At 71.2% G+C, this 21,562-nt stretch carries 20 protein-coding genes and 2 pseudogenes; 15 read left to right on the forward strand and 7 right to left on the reverse strand.

The window, feature by feature from the left end:
• Window positions 1–20: 20 nt before the first annotated feature.
• Window positions 21–926 (forward strand): TIGR03564 family F420-dependent LLM class oxidoreductase, encoded by a 906-nt coding sequence (locus ABFJ78_RS03910; RefSeq protein ID WP_436384248.1) that lies wholly within the window; start codon window positions 21–23, stop codon window positions 924–926.
• On the opposite strand, the gene ABFJ78_RS03915 is transcribed toward ABFJ78_RS03910, so the two are convergent.
• A complete protein-coding gene (locus tag ABFJ78_RS03915) occupies window positions 907–2,541 on the reverse strand; it encodes a Na+/H+ antiporter (protein WP_436384249.1) in 1,635 nt (544 codons plus the stop codon). The two genes, ABFJ78_RS03910 and ABFJ78_RS03915, sit on opposite strands and share 20 nt — an antisense overlap.
• A gap of 149 nt (window positions 2,542–2,690) precedes the next feature.
• On the opposite strand from ABFJ78_RS03915, the gene ABFJ78_RS03920 reads away from it, so the two are divergent.
• Window positions 2,691–3,920 carry an MFS transporter gene (locus tag ABFJ78_RS03920; RefSeq protein WP_436384250.1) on the forward strand — a complete coding sequence of 410 codons (1,230 nt, stop codon included), beginning with the start codon at window positions 2,691–2,693 and terminating at the stop codon, window positions 3,918–3,920.
• Here ABFJ78_RS03920 and ABFJ78_RS03925 read toward each other — a convergent pair.
• The 3 genes from ABFJ78_RS03925 to ABFJ78_RS03935 all read right to left on the reverse strand — a co-directional run bounded on the left by ABFJ78_RS03925 (window position 3,904) and on the right by ABFJ78_RS03935 (window position 7,610).
• Complete coding sequence (locus ABFJ78_RS03925; protein WP_436384251.1) at window positions 3,904–5,448, reverse strand: amino acid permease; 1,545 nt, start codon at window positions 5,446–5,448, stop codon at window positions 3,904–3,906. The genes ABFJ78_RS03920 and ABFJ78_RS03925 overlap by 17 nt on opposite strands.
• Before the next feature lie 70 nt (window positions 5,449–5,518).
• Window positions 5,519–6,433: a serine hydrolase domain-containing protein gene (locus ABFJ78_RS03930; RefSeq protein WP_436384252.1), complete on the reverse strand. Its 915-nt coding sequence runs from the start codon at window positions 6,431–6,433 to the stop codon at window positions 5,519–5,521.
• A 40-nt stretch (window positions 6,434–6,473) separates the two neighbouring features.
• Window positions 6,474–7,610 (reverse strand): glycerophosphodiester phosphodiesterase, encoded by a 1,137-nt coding sequence (locus ABFJ78_RS03935; RefSeq protein WP_436384253.1) that lies wholly within the window; start codon window positions 7,608–7,610, stop codon window positions 6,474–6,476.
• Window positions 7,611–8,147: 537 nt separating this feature from the next.
• Here ABFJ78_RS03935 and purD point away from each other — a divergent pair.
• From purD to ABFJ78_RS03985, 10 genes and pseudogenes are all read left to right on the forward strand, one after another.
• Window positions 8,148–9,419: a phosphoribosylamine--glycine ligase gene (gene purD / locus ABFJ78_RS03940; RefSeq protein ID WP_436384254.1), complete on the forward strand. Its 1,272-nt coding sequence runs from the start codon at window positions 8,148–8,150 to the stop codon at window positions 9,417–9,419.
• Window positions 9,420–9,534: 115 nt separating this feature from the next.
• On the forward strand, window positions 9,535–9,915 hold the full coding sequence (locus ABFJ78_RS03945) for a hypothetical protein (protein ID WP_436384256.1): 381 nt from the start codon (window positions 9,535–9,537) through the stop codon (window positions 9,913–9,915).
• A gap of 25 nt (window positions 9,916–9,940) precedes the next feature.
• Window positions 9,941–10,507 carry a DUF3558 domain-containing protein gene (locus tag ABFJ78_RS03950; protein WP_436385379.1) on the forward strand — a complete coding sequence of 189 codons (567 nt, stop codon included), beginning with the start codon at window positions 9,941–9,943 and terminating at the stop codon, window positions 10,505–10,507.
• Between the two features lie 9 nt (window positions 10,508–10,516).
• Window positions 10,517–12,088, forward strand: a complete 1,572-nt coding sequence (locus tag ABFJ78_RS03955; protein ID WP_436384257.1) for a hypothetical protein — start codon at window positions 10,517–10,519, stop codon at window positions 12,086–12,088.
• A gap of 2 nt (window positions 12,089–12,090) precedes the next feature.
• Window positions 12,091–12,849, forward strand: a complete 759-nt coding sequence (locus ABFJ78_RS03960) for an ESX secretion-associated protein EspG (protein WP_436384258.1) — start codon at window positions 12,091–12,093, stop codon at window positions 12,847–12,849.
• A 133-nt stretch (window positions 12,850–12,982) separates the two neighbouring features.
• Window positions 12,983–13,294, forward strand: a complete 312-nt coding sequence (locus ABFJ78_RS03965; RefSeq protein WP_436384259.1) for a hypothetical protein — start codon at window positions 12,983–12,985, stop codon at window positions 13,292–13,294.
• A gap of 71 nt (window positions 13,295–13,365) precedes the next feature.
• Window positions 13,366–13,623: pseudogene (locus tag ABFJ78_RS03970) on the forward strand (WXG100 family type VII secretion target); the annotation flags it as partial.
• 1,710 nt (window positions 13,624–15,333) lie between these two features.
• Window positions 15,334–15,549 (forward strand): annotated as a pseudogene (locus tag ABFJ78_RS03975) (transglycosylase SLT domain-containing protein); the annotation flags it as partial.
• Window positions 15,550–15,558: 9 nt separating this feature from the next.
• A complete protein-coding gene (locus ABFJ78_RS03980; RefSeq protein ID WP_436384260.1) occupies window positions 15,559–16,731 on the forward strand; it encodes a pyridoxal phosphate-dependent aminotransferase in 1,173 nt (390 codons plus the stop codon).
• A gap of 101 nt (window positions 16,732–16,832) precedes the next feature.
• On the forward strand, window positions 16,833–17,024 hold the full coding sequence (locus ABFJ78_RS03985) for a hypothetical protein (protein ID WP_372667289.1): 192 nt from the start codon (window positions 16,833–16,835) through the stop codon (window positions 17,022–17,024).
• Window position 17,025: 1 nt separating this feature from the next.
• Here the strand turns inward: ABFJ78_RS03985 and ABFJ78_RS03990 are convergent, their stop codons facing one another.
• The 3 genes from ABFJ78_RS03990 to ABFJ78_RS04000 form a co-directional block, all read right to left on the reverse strand.
• Window positions 17,026–17,838: an SAM-dependent methyltransferase gene (locus ABFJ78_RS03990; protein WP_436384261.1), complete on the reverse strand. Its 813-nt coding sequence runs from the start codon at window positions 17,836–17,838 to the stop codon at window positions 17,026–17,028.
• 86 nt (window positions 17,839–17,924) lie between these two features.
• Window positions 17,925–18,503 (reverse strand): HAD family hydrolase, encoded by a 579-nt coding sequence (locus ABFJ78_RS03995; RefSeq protein WP_436384263.1) that lies wholly within the window; start codon window positions 18,501–18,503, stop codon window positions 17,925–17,927.
• Between the two features lie 33 nt (window positions 18,504–18,536).
• Window positions 18,537–19,559 carry a threonine aldolase family protein gene (locus ABFJ78_RS04000; protein ID WP_436384264.1) on the reverse strand — a complete coding sequence of 341 codons (1,023 nt, stop codon included), beginning with the start codon at window positions 19,557–19,559 and terminating at the stop codon, window positions 18,537–18,539.
• A gap of 135 nt (window positions 19,560–19,694) precedes the next feature.
• Here ABFJ78_RS04000 and ABFJ78_RS04005 point away from each other — a divergent pair, with 135 nt between their 5' ends.
• From ABFJ78_RS04005 to ABFJ78_RS04015, 3 genes are read left to right on the forward strand one after another with little or no spacing between them, the layout of a single operon-like run.
• Window positions 19,695–20,204, forward strand: a complete 510-nt coding sequence (locus tag ABFJ78_RS04005; RefSeq protein ID WP_372667285.1) for a SigE family RNA polymerase sigma factor — start codon at window positions 19,695–19,697, stop codon at window positions 20,202–20,204.
• Window positions 20,197–20,913, forward strand: coding sequence for a hypothetical protein (locus ABFJ78_RS04010; protein WP_436384265.1), 717 nt, complete (start codon window positions 20,197–20,199; stop codon window positions 20,911–20,913). Before ABFJ78_RS04005 ends, ABFJ78_RS04010 begins: the two co-directional genes overlap by 8 nt.
• A gap of 34 nt (window positions 20,914–20,947) precedes the next feature.
• Window positions 20,948–21,544: a TetR/AcrR family transcriptional regulator gene (locus ABFJ78_RS04015; protein WP_436384266.1), complete on the forward strand. Its 597-nt coding sequence runs from the start codon at window positions 20,948–20,950 to the stop codon at window positions 21,542–21,544.
• Window positions 21,545–21,562: the final 18 nt, after the last annotated feature.

Raw genomic sequence — 21,562 nt, forward strand, 5'->3', positions numbered from 1 at the left:
GCCCTCGCTAGCTTGGGTTCATGACCATCGGAGTCACGCTCCCCGCCGGCGACACCGACGCCGCCCCCAACCTCGTTGACGAGCTGCTCACCCAAGCCCGGCAAGCCGCCGAGGCCGGGCTGAAGTCCGTCTGGTTCTCGCAGCTGCCCCTCAGCCAAGACGCCATCGCCGTCGCCGCGCTGGCCGGGCGGGAAAATCCCGGCCTGGAGGTCGGCACCTCCGTCGTCCCGACCTATCCTCGGCACCCGCTGCTCGTCGCCAGTGCCGCGCAAACCGCGCAAGCCGCCGCCCACGGGAACTTCACCCTCGGCATCGGGCTCGGCTCGAAAGGCTTCCTCGGTCCCGTCTACGGCGTCGAGTACCCGCCGCCCATCCGGCACCTGCGCGAGTACCTCACCGTCCTGAAGCAGGTCTTCGCCGGGGAAGCCGTCGACTTCCAGGGCGAAACCGTCCAGGCGAAGCCACTCGGACCGTCCACTGTGGCCGGCGGCAAGGACATCCCGGTCATCGTCGCCGCGATGGGGCCGCAAGCGCTGAAAGTCACCGCCGAGCTCGCCGACGGGACCCTGCCGTTCCTCGCCGGTCCGAGAGCGCTTTCCGAACAGATCGTGCCCGCCATGGCCGGCAAGCGGATCATCGCCGCCGTCCCGGCCATCGTCACCGATGAACCCGACGAAGTCCGCGCGAAAGCCGTCGAGCAGATGGGTTTCTACGGCCAGATCCCGTCCTACCGGCGGATCCTCGACGTCGAAGGCGTCGGCCACGCGGCGGACCTCGCCATCATCGGCGACGAGAAGACCGTGCTCGCCGGGCTCCAGCGCTACTACGACGCCGGCGCCACCGACGTCCTCGTCTCCCAGACCGGGATGCGGTCGAGCGCGGAACGCCGGCGGACCTGGGAGGTCATCAGCTCAATCGGTTCGTGAGGGTAGCCGTCACCGACATTTCCTCGAGGTCCAGTTCGCGCAGCACCTTCTGCAGGACGTCGTCGTCGAGGCGGCCCGCCCGGTTCTCCTCGATCATCGCCTTGCGCTGGATGATCAGCAGCTCCTTGCGGGCCTTCGCGAACTGGGCCTGCGGGGTACCGGGACGGTCCTCGCCCGACAGCTTGATCGTGGCTTCGGCGAACCGGTAGCGCGTGTCGATCAGCCGTTCCAGCCGCTCCTTGAGCCGCTGGACCTTCTCGGGCGGGAGGTCCAGCGAGGCCAGCCGCTCGCGGCTGATCTCGCGCAGCCGGTCGTGCGCCGCCTTCTTCGCGACCTCCCGCGCGGCCAGCTCCTCCGCCTCGTCCCGCGACGCTTCCGACGGGTCCTGCACCTTCAGCACCCGGATCAACGGCGGCAGCGTCAGCCCCTGGATCAGCACCGTCCCGATCGCCACCGCGTACGCGAACAGCTGGATCTCCTCACGTCCCGGCGTGCCGGCGGGGACACCGGCCGCCGCGGCCAGCGTCACGACGCCGCGCATGCCCGTCCACGACAGCACCGCCAGCGACCGCCACGGCGGGGCCGCGCGCCCGCGGCCGAACAGCCGCATCGCCCGCGGCAGGTACGCGAAGACGAACACCGCCGGGATCCGCACCGCCATCGTCACCAGCAGCACGACCACCGCGACGAGCGCGAGCGTCCCGTTGTCGCGCGCCGCGTGCTGGGCGCCGTCGAGCACGAACGGCAGCTGCAGCCCCATCAGCGCGAACACCAGCGCCTCCAGCAGGACGTCGATCGACGCCCACACCGATCTGTCCTGCATGCGCGTCGCCGGGGACGCGTACAGCGAGCGCGCGCCCAGGTAGAGGCCGGCCGCGACGACCGCCAGGACGCCGGACCCGCTGAACTCCGCCCCGAACGGGTGCAGGTGCTCCGCGGTGACGTACGCGCCGAACGGCACGATGATCCCGAACGCCGACTCCATCAGCGGGTCGTCGAGCAGGCGCCGGACCAGCACGACGGCCGCGCCGATCGCCAGGCCGACCGCGATGCCGAGCACGGTCGCGACGCCGAACACCGCGAACCCGTGCCCGGCCGAGCCCGCCGTGCCCGCGACCGCGGCGAGCGCGACCTTGTAGAGCGTCAACGCGGCGGCGTCGTTGACCAGGCTTTCCCCGGTCAGCACGGTCATCAGCCGCCGCGGCAGGCCGAGCTTGCGCCCGATCGCCACCGCCGTCACCGCGTCCGGCGGCGCCACCACCGCGCCGAGGACCAGCGCCGACGCGAACGGCACGTCCGGCAGCAGCAGGTGCACGACGAAGGCGACGACCACCGCGGTCACCGCGACCAGCACCACGCCGAGCGCCACGATCGGCCGCAGGCTGTTCTTGAAGTGCGACAGCGAGCTTTCCAGTGACGTCGAATAGAGCAGCGGCGGCAGCACGACGGTGAGCACCAGCTCGGGTTCCAGCTCGAACCGCGGGACGCCGGGGATCAGCGCGACCCCGAGCGCGACGACCACCACCAGCAGTGGCGCCGAGAGGTTGTAGCGCCGCGCGAGCGCGGTCAGGGCCAGTGAGCCCGCGAGCACGCCCATCAGGGTCAGGATTTCCACTCGCGTGATCTTCCCGCAGGTAGCGGGCCTGCGCTCGGCTTCCGCCCAATGGAAGTGAGCTGGATTACGTCGTACCTCGTGTGCATACTTGTGCGCAATACGCACACCTGTGCGGATCACGTGCACCGACGCACATCCGGAGGTTCCCCATGTCCCCTGGCACTCGCTCCTGGGTCGTGCCCCTGGCCTGGACCGCCGTCCTGCTCGACGGGTTCGACCTGGTCGTGCTCGGCACCGTGTTGCCCGTGCTGCTGCGCGACCACGTCTGGGGCCTGACGCCCGGCACGGCGTCGGTCGTCTCCACGGTCGGGCTGGCCGGGATGATGCTCGGCGGGCTGGCCATCGGCACCATCACCGACGTCATCGGCCGCCGGAAGTCGCTGATCATCTCCGTGACGCTGTTCTCGCTGTGCACGCTGCTGTGCGCGTTCGCGCCCTCGACGTTCGTCTTCGGGCTGCTGCGGTTCGTCGCCGGCCTGGGCCTCGGCGGCTGCCTGCCGACGGCGATCACGCTCGTCACGGAGTACGCGCGCCAGGGCAGGTCCGGCAGTGCGACGACCACGGTGATGACCGGCTACCACGTCGGCGCGGTGCTGACGGCGCTGCTGGGCATCGTGCTGATCTCGCCGCTCGGCTGGCGCGCGATGTTCGTCGCCGGCGCCGTTCCCGCCGTCGTGCTGATCCCGCTGATGCTGAAGTTCCTGCCGGAGTCCGAGTCGTTCCAGCGGGTCCGCGAGACCGAGCGGTCGGCCGGGCACGCCGTCGCCGGGCTGTTCCGCGGCGGCCTGCTGCGCGCGACGATCGCGTTCTGGGTGACGTCGTTCATGGGGCTGCTGCTGGTGTACGGGCTGAACACCTGGCTGCCGGAGATCATGCGCCAGGCCGGTTACCCGCTCGGCGCGGCGCTGAGCCTGCTGCTGACGCTGAACGTCGGCGGCATCGTCGGGCTGCTCGTCGCGGGGCGCGTGGCCGACCGCGTCGGCATCCGGCCGTCGGCGATCGCGTGGTTCTGCGCGGGCGCGGTGTTCCTCGCGCTGCTGAGCGTGAAGCTGCCCGCCGTCGGGCTGTACGCGGCGGTGTTCCTGACCGGCTGCTTCGTGTTCAGCGCGCAGGTGCTGGTGTACGCCTACATCGGCCGGATCTACCCGGACGCGATCCGCGCGACCGGCCTCGGCTGGTCGGCCGGCATCGGCCGGATCGGCGCGATCTCCGGCCCGCTCCTCGGCGGCGCGCTGCTGACGGCCGGAATCGCGTACCCGTGGGGCTTCTACGCGTTCGCGGGGGTAGGCGCCCTGGGCGCGGCGGCCGTGACGGTGGTCCGTCCCGGCCGCCGCTCCCCGGCAGCGGAAAGCACGCCGGACGTCAGCCGAGTTCCTTGAGCTCCTGTTCCACCGCGGCGAGCTCGGCGGCCGAGCCCTGGACCTTCGGGCCCGTGAACCACTTGCGGGCCGAGAGCACCCACCACAGGGCCGCGCCGCCGAGCACGACCAGGAACGCGATCGGCGTGTAGTTGAACGAATCCACCGTCACCGGTGACACCTGCGGCAGCATGAACAGGAAGAAGATCAGCACGACCCAGATCGTCGCGATGATGCCGACCGGCTTGCCCCACTTGCCGAGCGTCCACGGTCCCGGCTCGAACGAGTCGCCGCGGCGCACGCGCAGGAACACCGGGATCACGTACGCCACGTAAAGCCCGACGACGGCGATCGACGTCACCGCCGCGTAGGCCGTCGCGCTCCACAGGTACGGCAGCGCCAGCACCAGCGCGCCGCCCGCGCCGAGCCACACCGCGTTGGTCGGCGTCTGCGTGCGCTTGTTGATCTTGTGCCAGAAGCCCGACCCCGGGATCGCGCCGTCGCGGGCGAACGCGTAGATCATCCGCGAGTTCGCCGTCACCGACGCCATCCCGCAGAACAGCTGCGCGCCGATGCAGATCAGCAGCAGGAACTTGCCGGTGACCGCGCCGGTGGCGTCGATGAAGATCTGCGCGGGCGGTACGCCGGTCGCCGAGCCGACGGCGCCGTCGTAGTCCTGGATCGCGAACGTCAGGCCGATCAGCAGGATCCAGCCCGCGACGAGCGAGACGACGATCGACATGACGATGCCGCGCGGCCCGGCCGTCGCCGCGCTCTTCGTCTCCTCCGTCATGTGCGCCGAAGCGTCGTAGCCGGTCAGTGTGTACTGCGCGACCAGCAACCCCAGCGCGAAGACGTAGAAGGTCGAGCCCCAGCCCGTCTGGTTGACGAAGCTGCCGAAGACGAACGACGCGTCCTGGTGCTTGGCGGGCACGAAGACCAGCACGCCGACGATCACCAGCACGCCGATGAGGTGCCACCACACGCTGACGTTGTTGAGGATCGCGACGATCCGGACGCCGAAGGTGTTCAGCAGGCCGTGCACCACGAGGATGATCGCGAGCAGCAGGATCGTGTGCCCCGGCGTCGCTTCGAAGCCCCACTGCAGGTCGAGGAACGCGTTGAGGAACAGCGCCGCGCCGAAGTCGATGCCGGCGGTGACCGCGATCTGCCCGATGAGGTTGAACCAGCCGGTGAACCAGGACCACACGGGCCCGGACTTGTCCGGCGCCAGCTTCGCCGCCCAGTAGTAGAGGCCGCCCGCGGTCGGGTAGCTGGAGCAGACCTCCGCCATGCCGAGGCCGACCAGGATGACGAACACCCCGACCAGTGGCCAGCCCCAGATCATCGCGGCGGGTCCGCCGGTCTTCATGCCGAAGCCGTAGAGCGTCAGGCAGCCGGAGAGGATCGAGATGATCGTGAACGAGACGGCGAAGTTGGAGAACGCGGACATCGTCCGTTTGAGCTCTTGCGCATACCCGAGCTGGTGCAGGCGCGCGCTGTCTTCGTCGGCGTGGTCGGGGGTGGTCTGCTGGTCGGAAACGTCCATCGGGCACCTCTTGAAAGGTATGCGGCCAGACCATTGAATTCGCCGAAGGTAGCCCCGGTCCCGGAGGGTGTCAAGCCTTCGTCAAATACTCGTCCAGCTGCTTGAGCAGGGGCCCGCCACCTCGGTGGTCGTTCGAGATCAAGGTCGCGGTGAGCCCGGACGACGGCTGGTGCGAACTCCAGAACGTGACGCCGTGGTCGCCGCCGTCCAGGTGCACCACCCCCGGCCGCGGCAGCCAGAAGCCGAGGCCGTAGTGGTCGCCGCGGAGCATCCGGTCGACCCACTCGCGGGGGACGATCCGGCCGTCGAGGAACGCGGGCCAGAACTTCCGGAAATCGGGCGCGGAGCTGTAGCTGCCGCCGTCGCCGAAGCCCACGACAGGCAGGCTGAACACGTTGGTGCGCCCGTCTTCCAGGTAACCGGTGGCCGTCCGGGCGGGCAGCGCGTCCGAGCGGAGGAACGCCGTGTCGGCCATCCCGGCGGGTTCGGTCACGCGGGTCCGGACGAGTTCGGCGAAAGGTATGCCCGCGATCCGTTCGGCGATCAGGCTCAGGACGGCGAAGGCGCCGTTGTTGTAGTGGAACCGCTCGCCCGGCGGGAACTTCTGCGGATATCCGTCGAGCGCGGCGAGGTAGTCGGCCGACGTGGCGAGCAGGGGCGTGGGCGGCGGGTCTTCGTCTTCGTCGCAGTAGTCGCCGATGCCGGAGGTGTGCGTCAGCAGGTGCTCGACGGTCACGCGGTCGTCGATCAGCGGCAGGTCGTCGCCGAGGACTTCCCGCGCCGTGGTTTCGAGCGAGAGGCACCCCTCGGCGATGAGGCCGACGACGACCAGCGCCGTGAACCCCTTGGTGCCGCTGGCGATCGCGAACCGCGTGTCGATGGTGTTTTCGACGCCGTGGGCGATGTGCGCGTAGCCGTGGGCCTCGGCGCGCAGCGTCTCGTCGCCGCGGCTGACCAGGATCACACCGGAAAAGGGCGCTTCCATGGACCCAGCGTCCACGGAAGCGCCCTTCGCGGCAACGGGATTACCGGCCCAGGAACGCGTGCAGCGACTCGAGGGCGGTGTCCGGCTGGTCGGCGAAGAAGCCGTCGACGCCGGCCTCGAGGAACGCGGCCTCCTCGGTGAAGACGTCGCCGTAGGCGTCCGGCTCGGCCGACGAGCGCAGGTTCGCCGGCAGGAACGGGTTTTCGTTCCGGAACGTGTACGGCTGCACCTTCAGGCCCGCCTTGTGCGCGTCGGCGACGAGCGCGGTCGGCGAGGTCAGGTTCCCGGCGGCGTCCAGCGGGATGATCTGGCTCTTGTCCGGGCCGAGGTACTTCGCGTACTTCGCGACGTCACGCAGGCCCTGCGGCGTCACGATGTCCTTGTACGTCCGCGGGTCGCCCTTCGCGACGAAGTCCGCCGGGGCGCCGGTCGCCGACGTCAGCTGCAGCAGCGGCGTCCGGAGCTGCTTGTGCAGGTCGATCAGGTTCGAGACCTCGAACGACTGGATGATCGCCGGCGCGTCCGGCCGGTCGAGGCCGTTGCGCTTGAGGATGGACACCAGCTTCGGCTCGGTCGGGTTGCCGATCGAGGAGAAGAACGTCGAGTGCTTGACCTCGGGGTAGGTGCCGAGCGTCCGGTGCAGCTCCTTGCCGAGCCGCTTGGTCAGGTCGAGCACCTCCTGGAAGGTGGCGATCCGGTAGCGCCCGTTGTACAGCGTGTTGTGCGGGCGGTTCTGCGGGATCCGCTCGACCGCGCGCAGGGTCTTCAGCTCGGCGAGCGTGAAGTCCTGGGTGAACCAGCCGGTGGTCGGGACGCCGTCGATGACGAGCGTCTTCTTGCGGTTCGCGAACTCGGGGTGCTTGGCGACGTCGGTCGTGCCGCCGATCTCCGGCTCGTGCCGGGCGACGAGCTGCCCGTCCTTGGTGGGCACGAGGTCGACGTCCACGTAGCTGACGCCCATTCGGTAGGCGAGCTCGTAGGAGGCGAGGGTGTGCTCCGGCCGGTAGCCGGGGGCACCGCGGTGTCCGACGATCACGGGGTCATCGTGGCCCCGCCCGTGCGCGGCCGCACCGGCGGACCCGCTTTCAGCCGCGCTCGCCGACCCGACGGCCAGCCCGGTGACGCTCAGCAACGCCAGTCCGGCGAGGGCGAGTACGCCGACACGTTTGCGCTTCATCTGGTGACCTCTTTTCACACAGGGTTGACCCTGACTACTCGCGCAACCCTCGATGTCGCAAGCGTCCGAAGTGCGTATCCGGGCGAACCGGGCGGTGAACGCCGGGTGGACTCCTGTTCGCGGCGGTGTGGCCCGCGGCACGGCTCGGGGCGGGCGCGGCCGCCCGCACGTCATGAACGGGTCGTTCACCTCGTCAGACGACATGAACGACCCTTTCATGACATCGCCGCGACGCCGGGCAGACCGCGCGGCCACGACTTGGCCGGGGCCCTGACGCCTGGTGCGATGAACGGGTCTTTCATGACGTCTCGGGCACCCGCGACCACCGTGAACCGCGCGTGGACTCCGGCCCGCGCAGCACCCCGCCCTCCCTGGGGGAACCCCCGCTTCCAGCGTATCGGCGCCCTCCGACGAAACCTCCGGATCGCCGGGGCCGGAGGCCGAGTTGTCCACACCGCCCGTGCGTTGTGGACAAGCCGCCCGGCTCGACCGACGGCGAAATGTCCGGCGCGAACCCGGCCGGATACGCTGTGCTGCGTGCGCGTACTGGTAATCGGCTCCGGCGCCCGTGAGCATGCCCTCGTCCTCGCGGCCTCGGGTGACCCCGCGGTCACCGCGCTGGCCTGCGCGCCCGGCAACGCCGGGACCGCCGCCGTGGCCGAGCAGCTCGGTGTCGAGGCCGCCGATCCCGAGGCGGTCGCCGCGCTCGCGAAGAGCTGGCAGGCCGACCTCGTCGTCGTCGGGCCCGAGGTGCCGCTCGTCGCCGGCGTCGCCGACGCTGTCCGCAAGGCCGGCATCGCCTGCTTCGGCCCGTCCGCCGCCGCCGCGCGGATCGAAGGCTCGAAGGCCTTCGCGAAGGACGTCATGGCCGCCGCGAACGTGCCGACCGCGCGCAGCGAGGTGGTCGACAACCCGGCCCGCCTCGACGCCGCGCTCGCCCGCTTCGGCCCCACCTGGGTGGTCAAGGACGACGGCCTCGCCGCCGGCAAGGGCGTCGTCGTCACGACCGACTACGACGTCGCACGCAAGCACGCCATCATGCTGCTCGACGGCGGCCACCCGGTCCTCCTGGAGTCCTTTTTGGACGGTCCGGAGGCCTCGCTGTTCTGCTTCGTCGACGGCAACACCGTCGTCCCGCTGCTGCCGGCGCAGGACTTCAAGCGCGTCGGCGACGACGACGCCGGGCCGAACACCGGCGGCATGGGCGCCTACGCGCCGCTGCCCTGGGCGCCCGAAAACCTGGTCGACGAGCTGGTCGAGCGGGTCGTCCAACCGGTCGCCGACGAGCTCGTCAAGCGCGGGGCGCCGTTCTCCGGCCTGCTCTACGCTGGGCTCGCGCTGACGTCCGACGGCCCGCAGGTCATCGAGTTCAACTGCCGCTTCGGCGACCCGGAGACGCAGGTCGTGCTGGCCCTGCTGCGCAGCCCGATCGCCGGGCTGATGCACGCCACCGCCACCGGCAAGCTCGCCGAGCACCCGCCGCTGGAGTGGGCGACCGGCGCCGCGGTCACCGTCGTGATCGCCGCCGACGGCTACCCCGGCAAGCCGCGCACCGGCGACGTCATCGGCGGCGCCGAGCTGGAGGGCGTGCTGCACGCGGGCACCCGCCGCCGTGACGACGGCGCCGTCGTCTCCGCCGGCGGCCGCGTGCTCTCGGTCGTCGGCACCGGCAAGACGCTGAAGTCGGCGCGCAAGCACGCGTACGAGACCGTCGAGAAGATCCACCTCGCGGGCTCGCACCATCGCACGGACATCGCCCTCAAGGCGGCGAACGGCGAGGTCGGCGCCCCGGCGAAACAGCGCGCCTGATCGAGGGAACCGGCGGCGCCCGATCTTCGTCCAATCTCAGGCTGCCGCTACACGTGGGTTGGTAGCCTCGACGAGGAGTCGGCCGGTCACTGTCCGCATGACGTCAGGGGAGAGCATGTCAGGACCCTCGTACGACCTCAGCCCGGCCGTCCCGGTGGCGCCGGCGGCCGCGGACGTCCTGGTCCACCCGGACAAGCTGCTGGACGTCGCCCGGATCGTCGAAGAGCAGGCCAACGCCCTCGAAGACCAGCTGCTGACCAAGCTCGGCCTGCTGCGGATCGACGCGCCGTCGGCCGATGTGATCAGCACCCAGTCCATCGCGGCCTGGAACTCCCTCATCGCCGACGGCGACCGCTCGTACGCGGGCCAGGTCCGCGAGTACGTCGCCGGTCTGAAGCGCCTCGTCTCGCAGCTGCGTGAGGCCGCCAAGGACTACAAGGTCAGCGACGAGGAGAAGGCGGCGGTGTTCGGTGACCGCGGCAAGCACGGTGCGTAGCCGGACGCTGCGGATCACCGGGGGCGTGCTCGCGACGGCGGCGCTCGCCGGCTGCTCGGCGGGCACCGAAGGCACCCCGTACCCGGTCGAGACGGCCGCGACCGCGGCGTCGCAGAGCGCCAAGGCGGCCCAGCTGCCGCAGCGCTCGGCCGACCTGCCCCTTCAGGGCGTCAACCTGTGCGAACTCTTCCCGCAGGTGCAGCTCGACGCGCTGAAGATCACCAGCACGCCCCGGGAAGGCCCGTCGGCGGACGGGGCGACGTGCGTGTTCGACGCCGACGGCGCCGAGCCGGTGCACGCCTACCACGTCCGGGCCGTGACGGCGGACCTCGAGGAGTGGATCACGGGGGCCCGCAAGAAGAACAGCATGACCACCGAACCGAAGACGATCGGCGGCTACCCGGCGCTGACGAACTACCGGGCGGCGGGCGACCCCGCCGACTGCGAGGCGCTCGTCGGCGTCGCCCGGGGCCAGACGCTGGCCGTCCAGACCTTCGCCATCACCCGCGGCAAGCTCACGCAGCCGCAGCTGTGCGAGATGTCGGTGCACGCCGCCGACATCGCGTTGCAGACCCTGAAAGCACGCAACTAGGGAGGGCGCGTGGAATTCTCCGAGCTCGCGGCCGGCATCCGGAACCACCGCTTCGACGGCTGGACCAACACCGCGATCGCCGACCAGATCACGCGGATGGTCAACGGTGACGGCACCGGCAGCATCGGCACGGCCGTGGACGCGCTCAAGGCCGTCGCGACCGCCCTCGCCCACACCGACCAGACGCTGCGCGCGCAGCTGCTGAAGCTCGGCGTCGAATGGCAGAGCCAGGCGGGCGGTGCGGCCAGCCAGGTGCTCACCGAGCAGGCCGGGTTCTCCCAGGACGCCACGACGAAGGTCGCGCACGCCGCCGAAATGGTGTTCGAGCAGGGCGAGTCCTTCAACCGCACCAAGTACAAGCTGCCCGACGCCGAGACCGTCCGGAAGGGCGCGGGCGGCTACACGCTCACCGACGGCCTGCTGCTGTCCCTCATCGGCTTCGAGACCGACCACGCGCGTCAGGTCGAGGCCGCGAACAACGCCAAGGAGCAGGCGAAGCAGGCGCTGAACGAGTACGCGCAGGAAAGCGGCACCAACCTGCTCTCGACGCAGTCGCTGTCCGACCCCGAGTCGCTGAAGCTGGCCGCCCCCGGGATCACGCCGGGCGTGCTGGACGTCGCGGGCGCCGCCGTCGCGGTGACGCCGGACGGCGGCGTGAAGCCCGCTTCGGACAAGGTCCGCTCGGTGCACGTCGACCCGCCGGTGGTGCAGCCGGTCTCGCACACGGTCCACGCCGACCCGCCGACCCCGGTCTACGGCGTCGCGGCGCAGCAGCCATCCCGGCCCGCCCAGCAGCCGCCGCGCCAGACCGGATCGGTGACCGCGCCGGCCGCCCAGCACACGACGCCGTCGTCGTCGACGACCCCGGCGGGCGTCAAGCCGCCGACGTCGACGCCCGCGCCCGGCTGGGTCAACGCCCCGGGCCGCGGCACGGCCTCCGGCGACTCCACGTACTTCTCGCCCGGCCTGGCAGTCGGCGGCAGCGGCGAGCAGTTCGTCCCGCCGGGGGCGCCCGGCTCGCTGCCGCCCGGGTCGTCGCCCGCGACCGCGCCGATCAAGTCGCTCGGCGGCGGGGGCGCGTCCGGCGGCTCGACCGGCCTCGACAGCTCGGCGGGCCGCGGCCCGGACGGGCTGCTGGCCAAGGGCCGCACGGTGGGCTCGATGCCGCAGGCGCCGCTCCCGCCCGGCCAGTTCACGGCCGAACGCGGGTTCACGGTCAAGCCCGGCGCGACCCCCGGCGAAATCGGCGCGGGCGCGGCGGCGATCGGCGCGGGCGCGGCCGGCGGCGCGCTGAGCGGCGACAAGGAGCGCCAGCGGCGGGAGAAGGGCCCGGCGAAGGGCCCGGTGCGGCCGCTGCCGGTCGGCGAGCTGCCCGAGGAGGAGGCCGCCGCGCTGCGCAAGTCCGAGCAGATCAGCCCGAAGCAGAAGCCCGGCGAGGCGAAGTTCCTCAACGAGGCCGCCCTGCGGGAGGACGACGCCGAGCACGTCCGCCGCTTCGGCGTCGACGACCAGGACCTGTTCGCCGACCAGCGGATGGTCTCGCCCGACGTGATCGGCGACCGCGACGGGGACGGGCGCTGACCGTGTCGCTGGTGCTGTCCGCGCACGAGTTCGACGTGCTCTGGGAATCGCTCGAACTGCCCCGCCGCCACGTGGCGCTGGACGTGCCGAGCGAAGGAACCACCCACGCCGAACGGCGGGAGCTGGTGGACGCGGCGTGGGCGTCGCTGAGCGAGCGGCGCCTGGCCCGCAACCGCCGGGTGACCGGCGAAGTGGCCGACCAGCTGCACCTGCTGGCCCGCCCGCAGTACGGCATCGACGTCTGGGTCTGGGCCGAGCGCGAGATCCGCGGCCGCGCGGTGAGCGCCCGCGGCCAGGCGGTCCTCGCGGTGGTGGACCACGGCGAGGTCTGGCTGATCCCGGCGACCGAGGACGGCCTCGCGGAGACGGCGGTCTCGGTGGCGGGCGACCTCGGCCCGGGCATCGGCCAGACGGTGAGCATCCCGTACGCGACGTTGAAAGACGCGGACGCGGCGGCGAAGGGCGACCCGAAAGCGCTGGTCACGGCGTTGGAAGACCGCGGCGTGGAGCTGTTCCACGCGCAGGAGCTGTCAGGGATGCTGCTGGGCCAGGAGGCCCGCGGCCAGTTCGGCGCGGAACGCGTCGGCCGCGACGGCGTGGTCCACCGCGCGGGCCGAGTGGTGGCGTTCTTCGACACGGACGCGGGCCGGTACCTGTTCCAGGTGGTGTCGGACCGCGAAGGCCGCGAGTGGGCGACCGTGACCCCGGCGGACAACGCCCTGCTGGCGACGCGGATCCGCGAGCTGGTGGCGGAGGCCTGAGCCCCGCCGGGTGGAAGTTGCCCGGGATCCGTACGCGCGCCCCTCGGGAAGTCATAAAGTAAGCGCGGGAACCGTCCCGGTCATGACGACGTCTGATCGGGCGGATACGAGTTTCCGAAGGGGATGACGAACCGTGCCTGTCTACGACACCGAATCGATGGCCATCGCGGCCGGCCAGGTGGAGAAGCTGAAGGACGAGTTCGAGAAGTCCAAGCAGAAGGTCACCGGCCTGGACCACGAGAAGGAAAGCCCCTTCGGCGGGATGGACGAGACGGGCGACGCCCACGGCGCGGTCGGCAAGTTCAAGGACGGCGTGCACAGCCAGTTCGACGCCGCGGGCAGGCACATGGAGGCGCTGGGGTTCGCCATGCGCAAGGCCGCCGGGCTGATCGCCGAGACCGACCAGGTCGGGGCGAGCGACCTCAAGCTGCACGTCGACAAGTGAACTGAGCAGGGGGCAAGAGAGTGGGCTTGAACGGGGTCGGCGCCGGAACGCCGGACAACTGGGAATCCTTCATGAAGAAGGTCGACCAGGTCGAAAAGGTCGATTTGGGAAAAATCACCGCCGCGGCGGCGCAGTTCCGTGAAGCGGGCAAAAACGCCGGCGACCACAATGCTTCCCTGAAGAGCTCCACGGACGCGCTGGACGCGAAGGTGTGGGCCGGGCCGGCCGCCGACCAATTCTTCACCTACGTCCGCCAGGTCCGCGACGCCGGGACGAAGGTGCAGACCCACCTCGAAGACGTCGCCAAGGACCTCGACGACCTCGCGAAGACCCTCGACCAGATCAAGAAGAACGTCGGGGACAAGCAACTCGCCGCGGAGAAGGCGGTCAACGAGCGCAACCAGCAGGCCCAGACCGCGATGGACGCGGCGGACAGGGCGGCCGCGGCACACCAGCAGGACCCGAACAAGCCCGCACCCGCCCAGACCTCCGCGGAGATCAAGGCGAAGGCCGCGACCGACATCCACACCATCACTGCGGGCTTCGACGGCGACGTGACGGGCCTGCAGACCCAGGCCGACACGGCGATCAAGGCGTCGCAGAAGCTGATGTCCCAGCAGATCGAGGGCGGCTACGACCAGGTCCCGCTCCCGGCCAGCACCCCGGCGGCGCCCAAGAGCACCGGCGGCATCCACAGCAACGGCTCCTCCCACCACGGCGGCGGTGGCGGAGGCGGCGGCGGTGGTGGCGGAGGCGGCGGCCTCGGCCCGAGCGGCGGCCCGCCGTCGTCGCCGCCCCCGGGGAACGTGCAGCAGTGGATCCAGGAGGCCATCAAGGCCCTGCAGGCCGCCGGCGTCCCGGTGACCGAGGCCGACATCCCCAACATCTGGGCGATCATCCAGCACGAGTCGGGCGGGAATCCCAACGCCATCAACAACTGGGACTGCGTGCCGCTGGACACGCAGATCCTGACCCGGCGTGGGTTCCTCAAGCACGACGCGGTCGAGGTCGGAGACGAGACGATCGGCTTCAACCCGGCCACCGGGTGCAGTGAGTGGACGCGGATCACCCGGGTCGTCCACCACGAAAACGCCGAGCTGGTCCGGATGGGCAATTCGCGCTGGGAGGCGACGACGACGCCGAACCACCGCTGGCTCAACCTGCCGCGGGTGCACGTCCGGCGCACCGGCCTGCCGGTCGTCTGCCCGGAGTGCGGCTGGGAGCCGCGCGCGGAGCACCAGCCCGAGAACGGCGTCGCGGTCCATCGGCGCAAGAAGCACAACATCGCTTCGCCGAAGCAGGAGAACCGGTACGAGACCGAGCCCGGCTTCGTCACGACCGGGGAAGTCCGCTCGCGTGACCGCATCCTCCTGTCGGCGCCCGCCGCGACCGAGTCGACGCTGGACGTCAGCGTGCCGGAAGCGGCGATCCTGGGGTGGATCGCCGGTGACGGTCACGTCGAGACCCGGCGGCACCGCCCGACCATGTCCATCGCACAGTCGAAGCCCGAAATGGTGGCGAAGATCCGCCGGCTCCTCGACGGCGTGCCGCACGCGGTGTACGTCGACGACCGCGGCGGGTGCGGGCCCCGCCACCAGTTCCGGCTGGACCACGACTACGCCCAGGACCTGCTGTCGCGCGCGGGGAACCCCAAGTCCGACGCGGTGACCCAAGTGCTGGCGATGTCCGACGGCCAGCGCGCGGCGTGGCTCGAAGCGATCATCGACGCCGAGGGCACCCGGTACCTGCGGCCCGGCTACTCCGAGCCTCAGGTGGTCGTCTACCAGGCGCCCGGTGCCGTCCTCGAGGCGATCACGCTGGCCGGTTACCTGTCCGGATCCCGGCCGCGCGTGCTTCCGGTGGAGCGGGCGAACCAGCCGGAAACCTGGCAGGCCGAGTTCGCCGTGCACCTGAACAACCCGATCGTCACCGGAGCCTTCCTGCGCAAGGAAGCCGCCGGGCGGGCGGACGTGTGGTGCGTGACGACGGAACTGGGCACGTGGACGGCCCAGGAAGGTGACCACCTCTTCCTGACCGGCAACTCGAACGCGGCCGCGGGGCACCCGTCCAAGGGGCTCATGCAGTGCATCGACTCGACGTTCAACGCCCACAAGCTGCCTGGCCACGACAACATCTACAACCCGGTCGACAACATCATCGCGGGCGTCCGGTACTCGTTCGACCGCTACGGCGGCCTCGACAACGTGCCCGGCATCAAGGCCATGGCCCACGGCGGTGCCTACCGGGGCTACTAGCCTGGCCCCATGGCCGACCTCGAGGCGGGTCCCGCGCTGCGGGCCGGTGTGCCGCCCTTCCACGTCATGGACGTCCTCTCCGCGGCGGGGGCCCGGCAGCGCAGTCACGGCGATCTCGTGTCGCTCGCCGCCGGGCAGCCCTCCGCTCCCGCTCCGAAGCCCGTGCTCGAAGCCGCCGCCAAGGCCCTGCAAGACAGCACCCTCGGCTACACCGAACAGCTCGGCATCCCCGAGCTGCGGGAGGCCGTCGCCGGGCACTACCGGCGGAAGTACCGGCTGGACGTCGCCGCGCAGGACGTCGTCATGACCACCGGTTCTTCCGGGGGCTTCCTGCTCGCCTTCCTCAGCGCCTTCGACCCCGGTGCCAAGGTCGCGATGGCCCGGCCCGGCTACCCCGCCTACCGGAACCTGCTGTCGGTCCTCGGCTGCGAGGTCGTCGAGTTCGCCACCACCGCCGAGACGAACTTCCAGCCCACCGTGGAACTGCTCGACGAACTCGGCCCGATCGACGGCCTGATCGTCGCCAGCCCGAGCAACCCCACCGGCACCGTCCTGCCGCCCGGAGAACTGGCCGCCATCACCGGTTGGTGCTCCTCGCACGGGGTCCAGCTGATCAGCGACGAGATCTACCACGGCATCTCCTACGGCGCCGAACTCGACTGCGCGTGGCAGTACGGGCGCGAGCCGCTCGTGCTCGGCAGCTTCTCGAAGTACTTCGCGATGACCGGCTGGCGGCTCGGCTGGATGCTCGTGCCGCAGCGGCTGCACCGCGCCGTCGACGTCCTGACCGGGAACTTCACCATCTGCCCGCCCGCGGTGTCGCAGTACGCCGCGCTCGCCGCCTTCACGCCGGAGGCGTACACGGAGGCCGACGCGCACGTCGAGCACTACCGCGCCAACCGCGACCGGCTCTTCGCGGGTCTCAAGGGCATCGGCCTCGACAAGCTCGCGCCCGCCGACGGCGCCTTCTACGCCTATGCCGACGTCAGTGCGTACACCGAGGACAGCCTGAGCTGGTGCCAGCGGCTGCTCGCCGACACGGGCCTCGCGATCACGCCCGGCGTCGACTTCGACCCGGTCGACGGCGGCAAGTACGTCCGGTTCTCCTTCGCCGGCAGCGCCGAGGACATCGACGAAGGCGTCCGGCGGCTCGGGGGGTGGCTTCGCCAGGGGGAACCCTGATTCATCCCTGAACGTTGGCTCGACGAGGGGAGTTTCCCCGCCCGAGGTGCCACAGTGGAGGCATCGGGCCGCCAGGGCCACGGGAGCAATCGGAGGAAGCCATGTTCTGGAAGATCGTCGGCGGCCTGATCGTCGCCTGGGTGGCGTTCATGGTGCTGGGCGCCGTGATCGGCTTCGTGTTCAAGGCCGTCCTGTGGATCGCCATCATCGGCGGCATCGCGTTCCTCGGCGCGGCCGGTTACCGCGCGATCACCAGCGGCCGCAAGGACCCGCGCCGCATCAACCGCTACTGAGTCAGGGGATCCGCGCCACGCCGCCCAGCGACGTCCAGTTGACCGGCGCCAGCGGGGCCAGGCGCGGCCCGTCCGGCCACCACAGGTGCGGCGCGGTCAACCCGGGCTCGAGCAGGTCGAGGCCGTCGAAGAACGACGCGATCTCGGCCCGCGTGCGGTAACGCGTGTCGAGCCCGGTGCCGCTGAACCGCTGTTGCAGCTCCGTCGCGACGCCGGCCGCTTCGGAGCCGTCGTCCGGGTTGTGCTGGTGCAGCAGGACCAGGTACGACCCCGGCGCCATCGCGCCGACGTAGGACTTGACCACCTGCCGCGCCTGCTCCAGCTCCGCGATGTGGTGGACGATCGCGCACAGCACCAGCCCGACCGGCCGGTCGAAGTCGATGAACCGCTGCACGTCCGCGAGGGTTTCGCCGGGACGCAGCAGGTCGTTGCCCGAGATGTGCGTGAAGTCGTTGTCGACGAGCAACGCCCGGCTGTGCGCCTGCACGACCGGGTCGTTGTCGACGTAGACGACGTGCGCCTCCGGGTTGTACTTCTGCGCCACCTGGTGGGTGTTTTCGACCGTCGGGAAGCCCGAGCCGAGGTCGAGGAACTGGTCGACGCCGAGCCGTTCGGTCAGGTACCGCACGGCGCGCACGAGCCATTGCCGCACTTCCCGCGCCATCGCCGGCGATTGCGGCGCGACTTCGAGGATCTCCCGCAGTACCGCCCGATCGGCTTCGTAGTTGTCCGTGCCGCCCATCAGGGCGTCGAAGACGCGGGCGATGCTCGGCCGGTCGAAGTCGACACGGGCCGACGGTCGTTCGCTCGTCATGGCGGCCTACCGGGGAGTCGGGGTTGGCGTGCAGCCTAGGCCACGAACGATCACCACCGGTAGGCGGACGTGCGGTGCGGGTGAGGTCAGCCGAGCCAGGCGCGAGCCGCGTCGGCGCCGTTCCACACCTCGGCCTTCAGCCCCACCGCCCGTGCTCCATCCACATTGGACTGCCGGTCGTCGAAGAACAGGCAGTCGGCCGGCTCCGCGCCCAGCTCGTCCAGCAGCAGGCGGAAGATCTTCGCGTCCGGCTTCACGCACCGGACATCGCCCGAGAAGAGCGTGACGCGGAAGTGGCGGACCCACTCCTGCGCGCGGACCCACTCGCCGAACACCACCGGCGCGTTCGACAGCAGCGCCAGCGACGCGCCGGCCTCGGAAAGCGCTTCGAACAGCGCCTGCGACGACGGTTCCAGGTGGCCCCAGCCCTCGACGTCGACGCGGGTCAGCTCGGCCGACAGGTCTTCGTCGACGGACACGCCCAGCGCGTCGCCGACCGTCTGCCAGTACTCGAGCGGCGTGCTCCCGGCGTCATACGGGATCCGGTAGTCCCAGTACGCCTTCTCGAACTCCGGCAGCGGCACGCCCATGCGCGCGGCCAGGTCCGGCCGCGCCACGCTCGGCTTGCTCAGCACGTCGCCGTAGTCGAACACGATCCAGTTCACGGTGCCCCCGGTTTCATGGTGTCGCAGTGGAGTTCACGCGCCGGACTTGATCCGGCGCAAGGCTTCTTCGACGTCGGCCGCGCTCAGGTCCCGGTGCGTGACGAACCGGACCCGGCCCGCCATCGGCACCGCGCGGATGCCGAGCGAGTCGAGCCAAGCGAGCGCGGTCGGGATGTCGGGGACGTCGGCGAGCACGATGTTGGTGTCCGGCTCGTTCGTCGGCCAGCCGTGCTCGCGCAGGCCCTCGGCGAGCCGGCGCGCGTTCTCGTGCGACTCGGCCAGGTCGGGGATCCGGTCGAGCGCGACCAGGCAGGCCGCGGCCAGGACGCCGCCCTGCCGGACGCCGCCGCCGAGCATCTGGCGCATCCGGCGGGCCCGCTCGACGAACGCGACGCTGCCCGCGACGACCGAGCCCACCGGCGCGCCGAGGCCCTTGCTGAAGCAGGCCGACACGGTGTCGACGCCGACGGTCAGCGCGGCGGGCGGCACCTCCAGCGCGACCGCGGCCTGCCAGAGCCGGGCGCCGTCGAGGTGCACGGTCAGGCCGGCTTCCTTCGCGACGGACAGCAGCTGGGCGTGCTCGTCGGGCGGGGTCACCGCGCCGCCGGCCGCGTTGTGCGTGTTCTCGAGGCAGAGCAGCGATGTCCGTAATGTGAAGTACGGCCCGGGTTGTCCGATCGCGGCCGCGAGGGCGTCGGGCGATGGGCGGCCCGGGCCGCCGTCGTGCTCGAGGATGTCCGGCATCCCGCCGGCCAGCCACGCCGCCGAGCCAAGCTCGTTGGACAGCACGTGCGCGCCGCGCGTGGCGAGGAACCGGTCGCCGCGCTGCAGGTGGAGGCTCAGCGCGACGAGGTTCGCCATGGTCCCGCTCGGCACCCACAGCGCGGCCGGCATGCCCAGGACGTGCGCGGCGCGTTCCTCCAGCGCCTGGACCGTCGGGTCGCGCTCGAGGACGTTGTCCCCGACCTCCGCGGACGCCATGGCCGCGCGCATCGTGTCATCCGGACGGGTGACGGTGTCGGAACGGAAGTCCAGCGGCGGCAGCGTGAAGGTCACAGAGCGATCACATCACACCCACCGGATGAGGATCAATGAGGCCTCGGGTGGTCGAACCCGCTCGGTCCGTGCAACCGTGGACGCCCCTGATTCCGTCCTACCCACCGACGACAACAGAGCGGAGCACGACTGCGCGTGGACCAGCGCGACGAGGAGGAGTTCGCGGAGTACTTCGCCGCCAGGCGGGACGCCGTGCGCCGGACCGCGTACATGCTCTGCGGCGACTGGCACCGGGCGGACGACCTCGCGCAGACGGCGTTCGTCGCGCTGCACCGGAGGTGGAAGAAGATCAGGGATCCCGCGGCGACCGACGCGTACGTCCGCAAGACGCTCGTGCGGGCGTCGATCGACGAATCGCGGCGGCCGTGGCGGCGTGAGTGGCAGACCGAGACGCTGCCCGAGCCCGCCGACGACACGCCCGGCCTCGACGACCTCGTCGCGACCAGGGAAGACCTGCTGGCGGCGTTGAAGGAAGTGCCGCCCAAGCAGCGGGCGGTGCTGGTCATGCGGTTCTTCGAAGGGCTCGACGTGACCGGCGCGGCGAAGGCGCTCGGCTGCAGCGAAGGCAACGTGAAGAGCCAGACCGCGCGCGGGCTGGCGAACCTCAGGCAGGTCCTGGAGAGGGAGGTGGAGACCAATGGATGAGCAGGAGCTGCGGTCGTTGTTCTCCGCCGCGCCGGGCGACGCGCCTTCGCCGGGCTTCACGCAGGACGACGTCGTCCGCGAGTCCCGCCGCCAGACCGTGCGGCGCCGCAACCGGATCACCACCGGCGTGAGCGCCGCGGCGCTGGTCGTCGTCGGCTTCGGTGCATACGGACTGCTGTCCGGGGGTACCCCCGAGTCGATGACGGCCGCGGGCGACGGCGTGATGTCGTCGCAATCGGGTCCGGGCTCGGGGCAACCCGGCATCAGCCCGGCACGTCCTGAGATCGGTGGGGAGTCACCGAACTTCTCGTCCGAACCACCTCGGCAGGGAGGTGACCAGGGCGGGAAGACCGGCCCTCTGGCCGAAGGCGCCTCCGGGTGCGAAGAGGTGGACGGGGAGCTCGCCATTGCCCTCGCTGGCGAGCTCCCCGGCCACGTCGCCGGTACCCCGGCCGTGCCGGGCGGCGCCTGTTCGACGGCGGCGCGCTCCGCCGGGTTCCCGGTCCCGGGCGGCGAGGTCTCCGCGGCGCTGTACCCGAAGGGCATTCCCGTGGTCTTCAAGTCCCAGCCCGCCGGCACGGTCACGGCCCAGGTGGCGACCGCGTCCGGTGGCTCGTTGGTGCTGGTCAGCGTGCCGTCTTCGGGTGCGACGGCGCCGTACGCGGGGCAGGTGGAGACGTTCGCGCACGATCTCGCGGCCCGCTTCTGAGCCCCGGTTCGCCCGGTTGGCAGAATGACCGGTCATGACCGCTGCGACCACCCCGAAGGGGGAACGACGGCGCGCCGCGCTCGTCGAGGCCGCCGCGAAGCTGCTCGTCGAGGGCGGGTTCGACGCCGTCCGGCACCGGGCGGTCGCCGAGCGCGCGGGGCTGCCGCTCGCCTCGACGACGTACTACTTCGACTCGCTGGAAGACCTGGTCGCGGCGGCCGTCGAGCACCACGGGCAGGGTGAGCTGGAGACCGGCCGCCGCCGGCTGGAGGAGCTGGCGACGCGCAACCGGGGCGTCCAGGCGACCGTCGAGCTGGTGCTGGAGATGCTGCTGGGGCCGGAGACCGACGACCCGGAGGCGGACGCGGAGGCGGTGCTGCTGCGGTACGAGCGGCTGGTCGCGACCGGCCGCCGGCCGTACCTGCGGCCGTTGATGCGGACGTTGTCGGCCCAGCTCAACGAGCTGCTGACGGAGATCTTTGCCCGCTCGGGCACGCCGGTTTCCCCCGACGAGCTCGAACGGCTGATCGCCCTGGTCGACGGCGCCGTCGTCAACGCGCTGATCGCGATCGACCCGGCCCCGCGCGCGGCGGCGTCGCGCATGCTCCAGAACGCACTCGACGGCACCTGATTCATTACTGTCGTGCAG

The sequence above is a fragment of the Amycolatopsis sp. MEPSY49 genome, from assembly GCF_051337345.1.
In the GTDB taxonomy this organism is placed as follows: Bacteria; Actinomycetota; Actinomycetes; order Mycobacteriales; family Pseudonocardiaceae; genus Amycolatopsis.

Bases quoted from the DNA above. Each gene is read 5' to 3' on its own strand.
- ABFJ78_RS03925 (WP_436384251.1), bottom strand. From the start codon at position 5,448: ATGGACGTTTCCGACCAGCAGACCACCCCCGACCACGCCGACGAAGAC.
- ABFJ78_RS03985 (WP_372667289.1), top strand. From the start codon at position 16,833: ATGTTCTGGAAGATCGTCGGCGGCCTGATCGTCGCCTGGGTGGCGTTC.
- ABFJ78_RS03910 (WP_436384248.1), top strand. From the start codon at position 21: ATGACCATCGGAGTCACGCTCCCCGCCGGCGACACCGACGCCGCCCCC.
- ABFJ78_RS04010 (WP_436384265.1), top strand. From the start codon at position 20,197: ATGGATGAGCAGGAGCTGCGGTCGTTGTTCTCCGCCGCGCCGGGCGAC.
- ABFJ78_RS03945 (WP_436384256.1), top strand. From the start codon at position 9,535: ATGTCAGGACCCTCGTACGACCTCAGCCCGGCCGTCCCGGTGGCGCCG.
- ABFJ78_RS03935 (WP_436384253.1), bottom strand. From the start codon at position 7,610: ATGAAGCGCAAACGTGTCGGCGTACTCGCCCTCGCCGGACTGGCGTTG.
- ABFJ78_RS03990 (WP_436384261.1), bottom strand. From the start codon at position 17,838: ATGACGAGCGAACGACCGTCGGCCCGTGTCGACTTCGACCGGCCGAGC.
- ABFJ78_RS03980 (WP_436384260.1), top strand. From the start codon at position 15,559: ATGGCCGACCTCGAGGCGGGTCCCGCGCTGCGGGCCGGTGTGCCGCCC.
- ABFJ78_RS04015 (WP_436384266.1), top strand. From the start codon at position 20,948: ATGACCGCTGCGACCACCCCGAAGGGGGAACGACGGCGCGCCGCGCTC.
- ABFJ78_RS03920 (WP_436384250.1), top strand. From the start codon at position 2,691: ATGTCCCCTGGCACTCGCTCCTGGGTCGTGCCCCTGGCCTGGACCGCC.
- ABFJ78_RS03930 (WP_436384252.1), bottom strand. From the start codon at position 6,433: ATGGAAGCGCCCTTTTCCGGTGTGATCCTGGTCAGCCGCGGCGACGAG.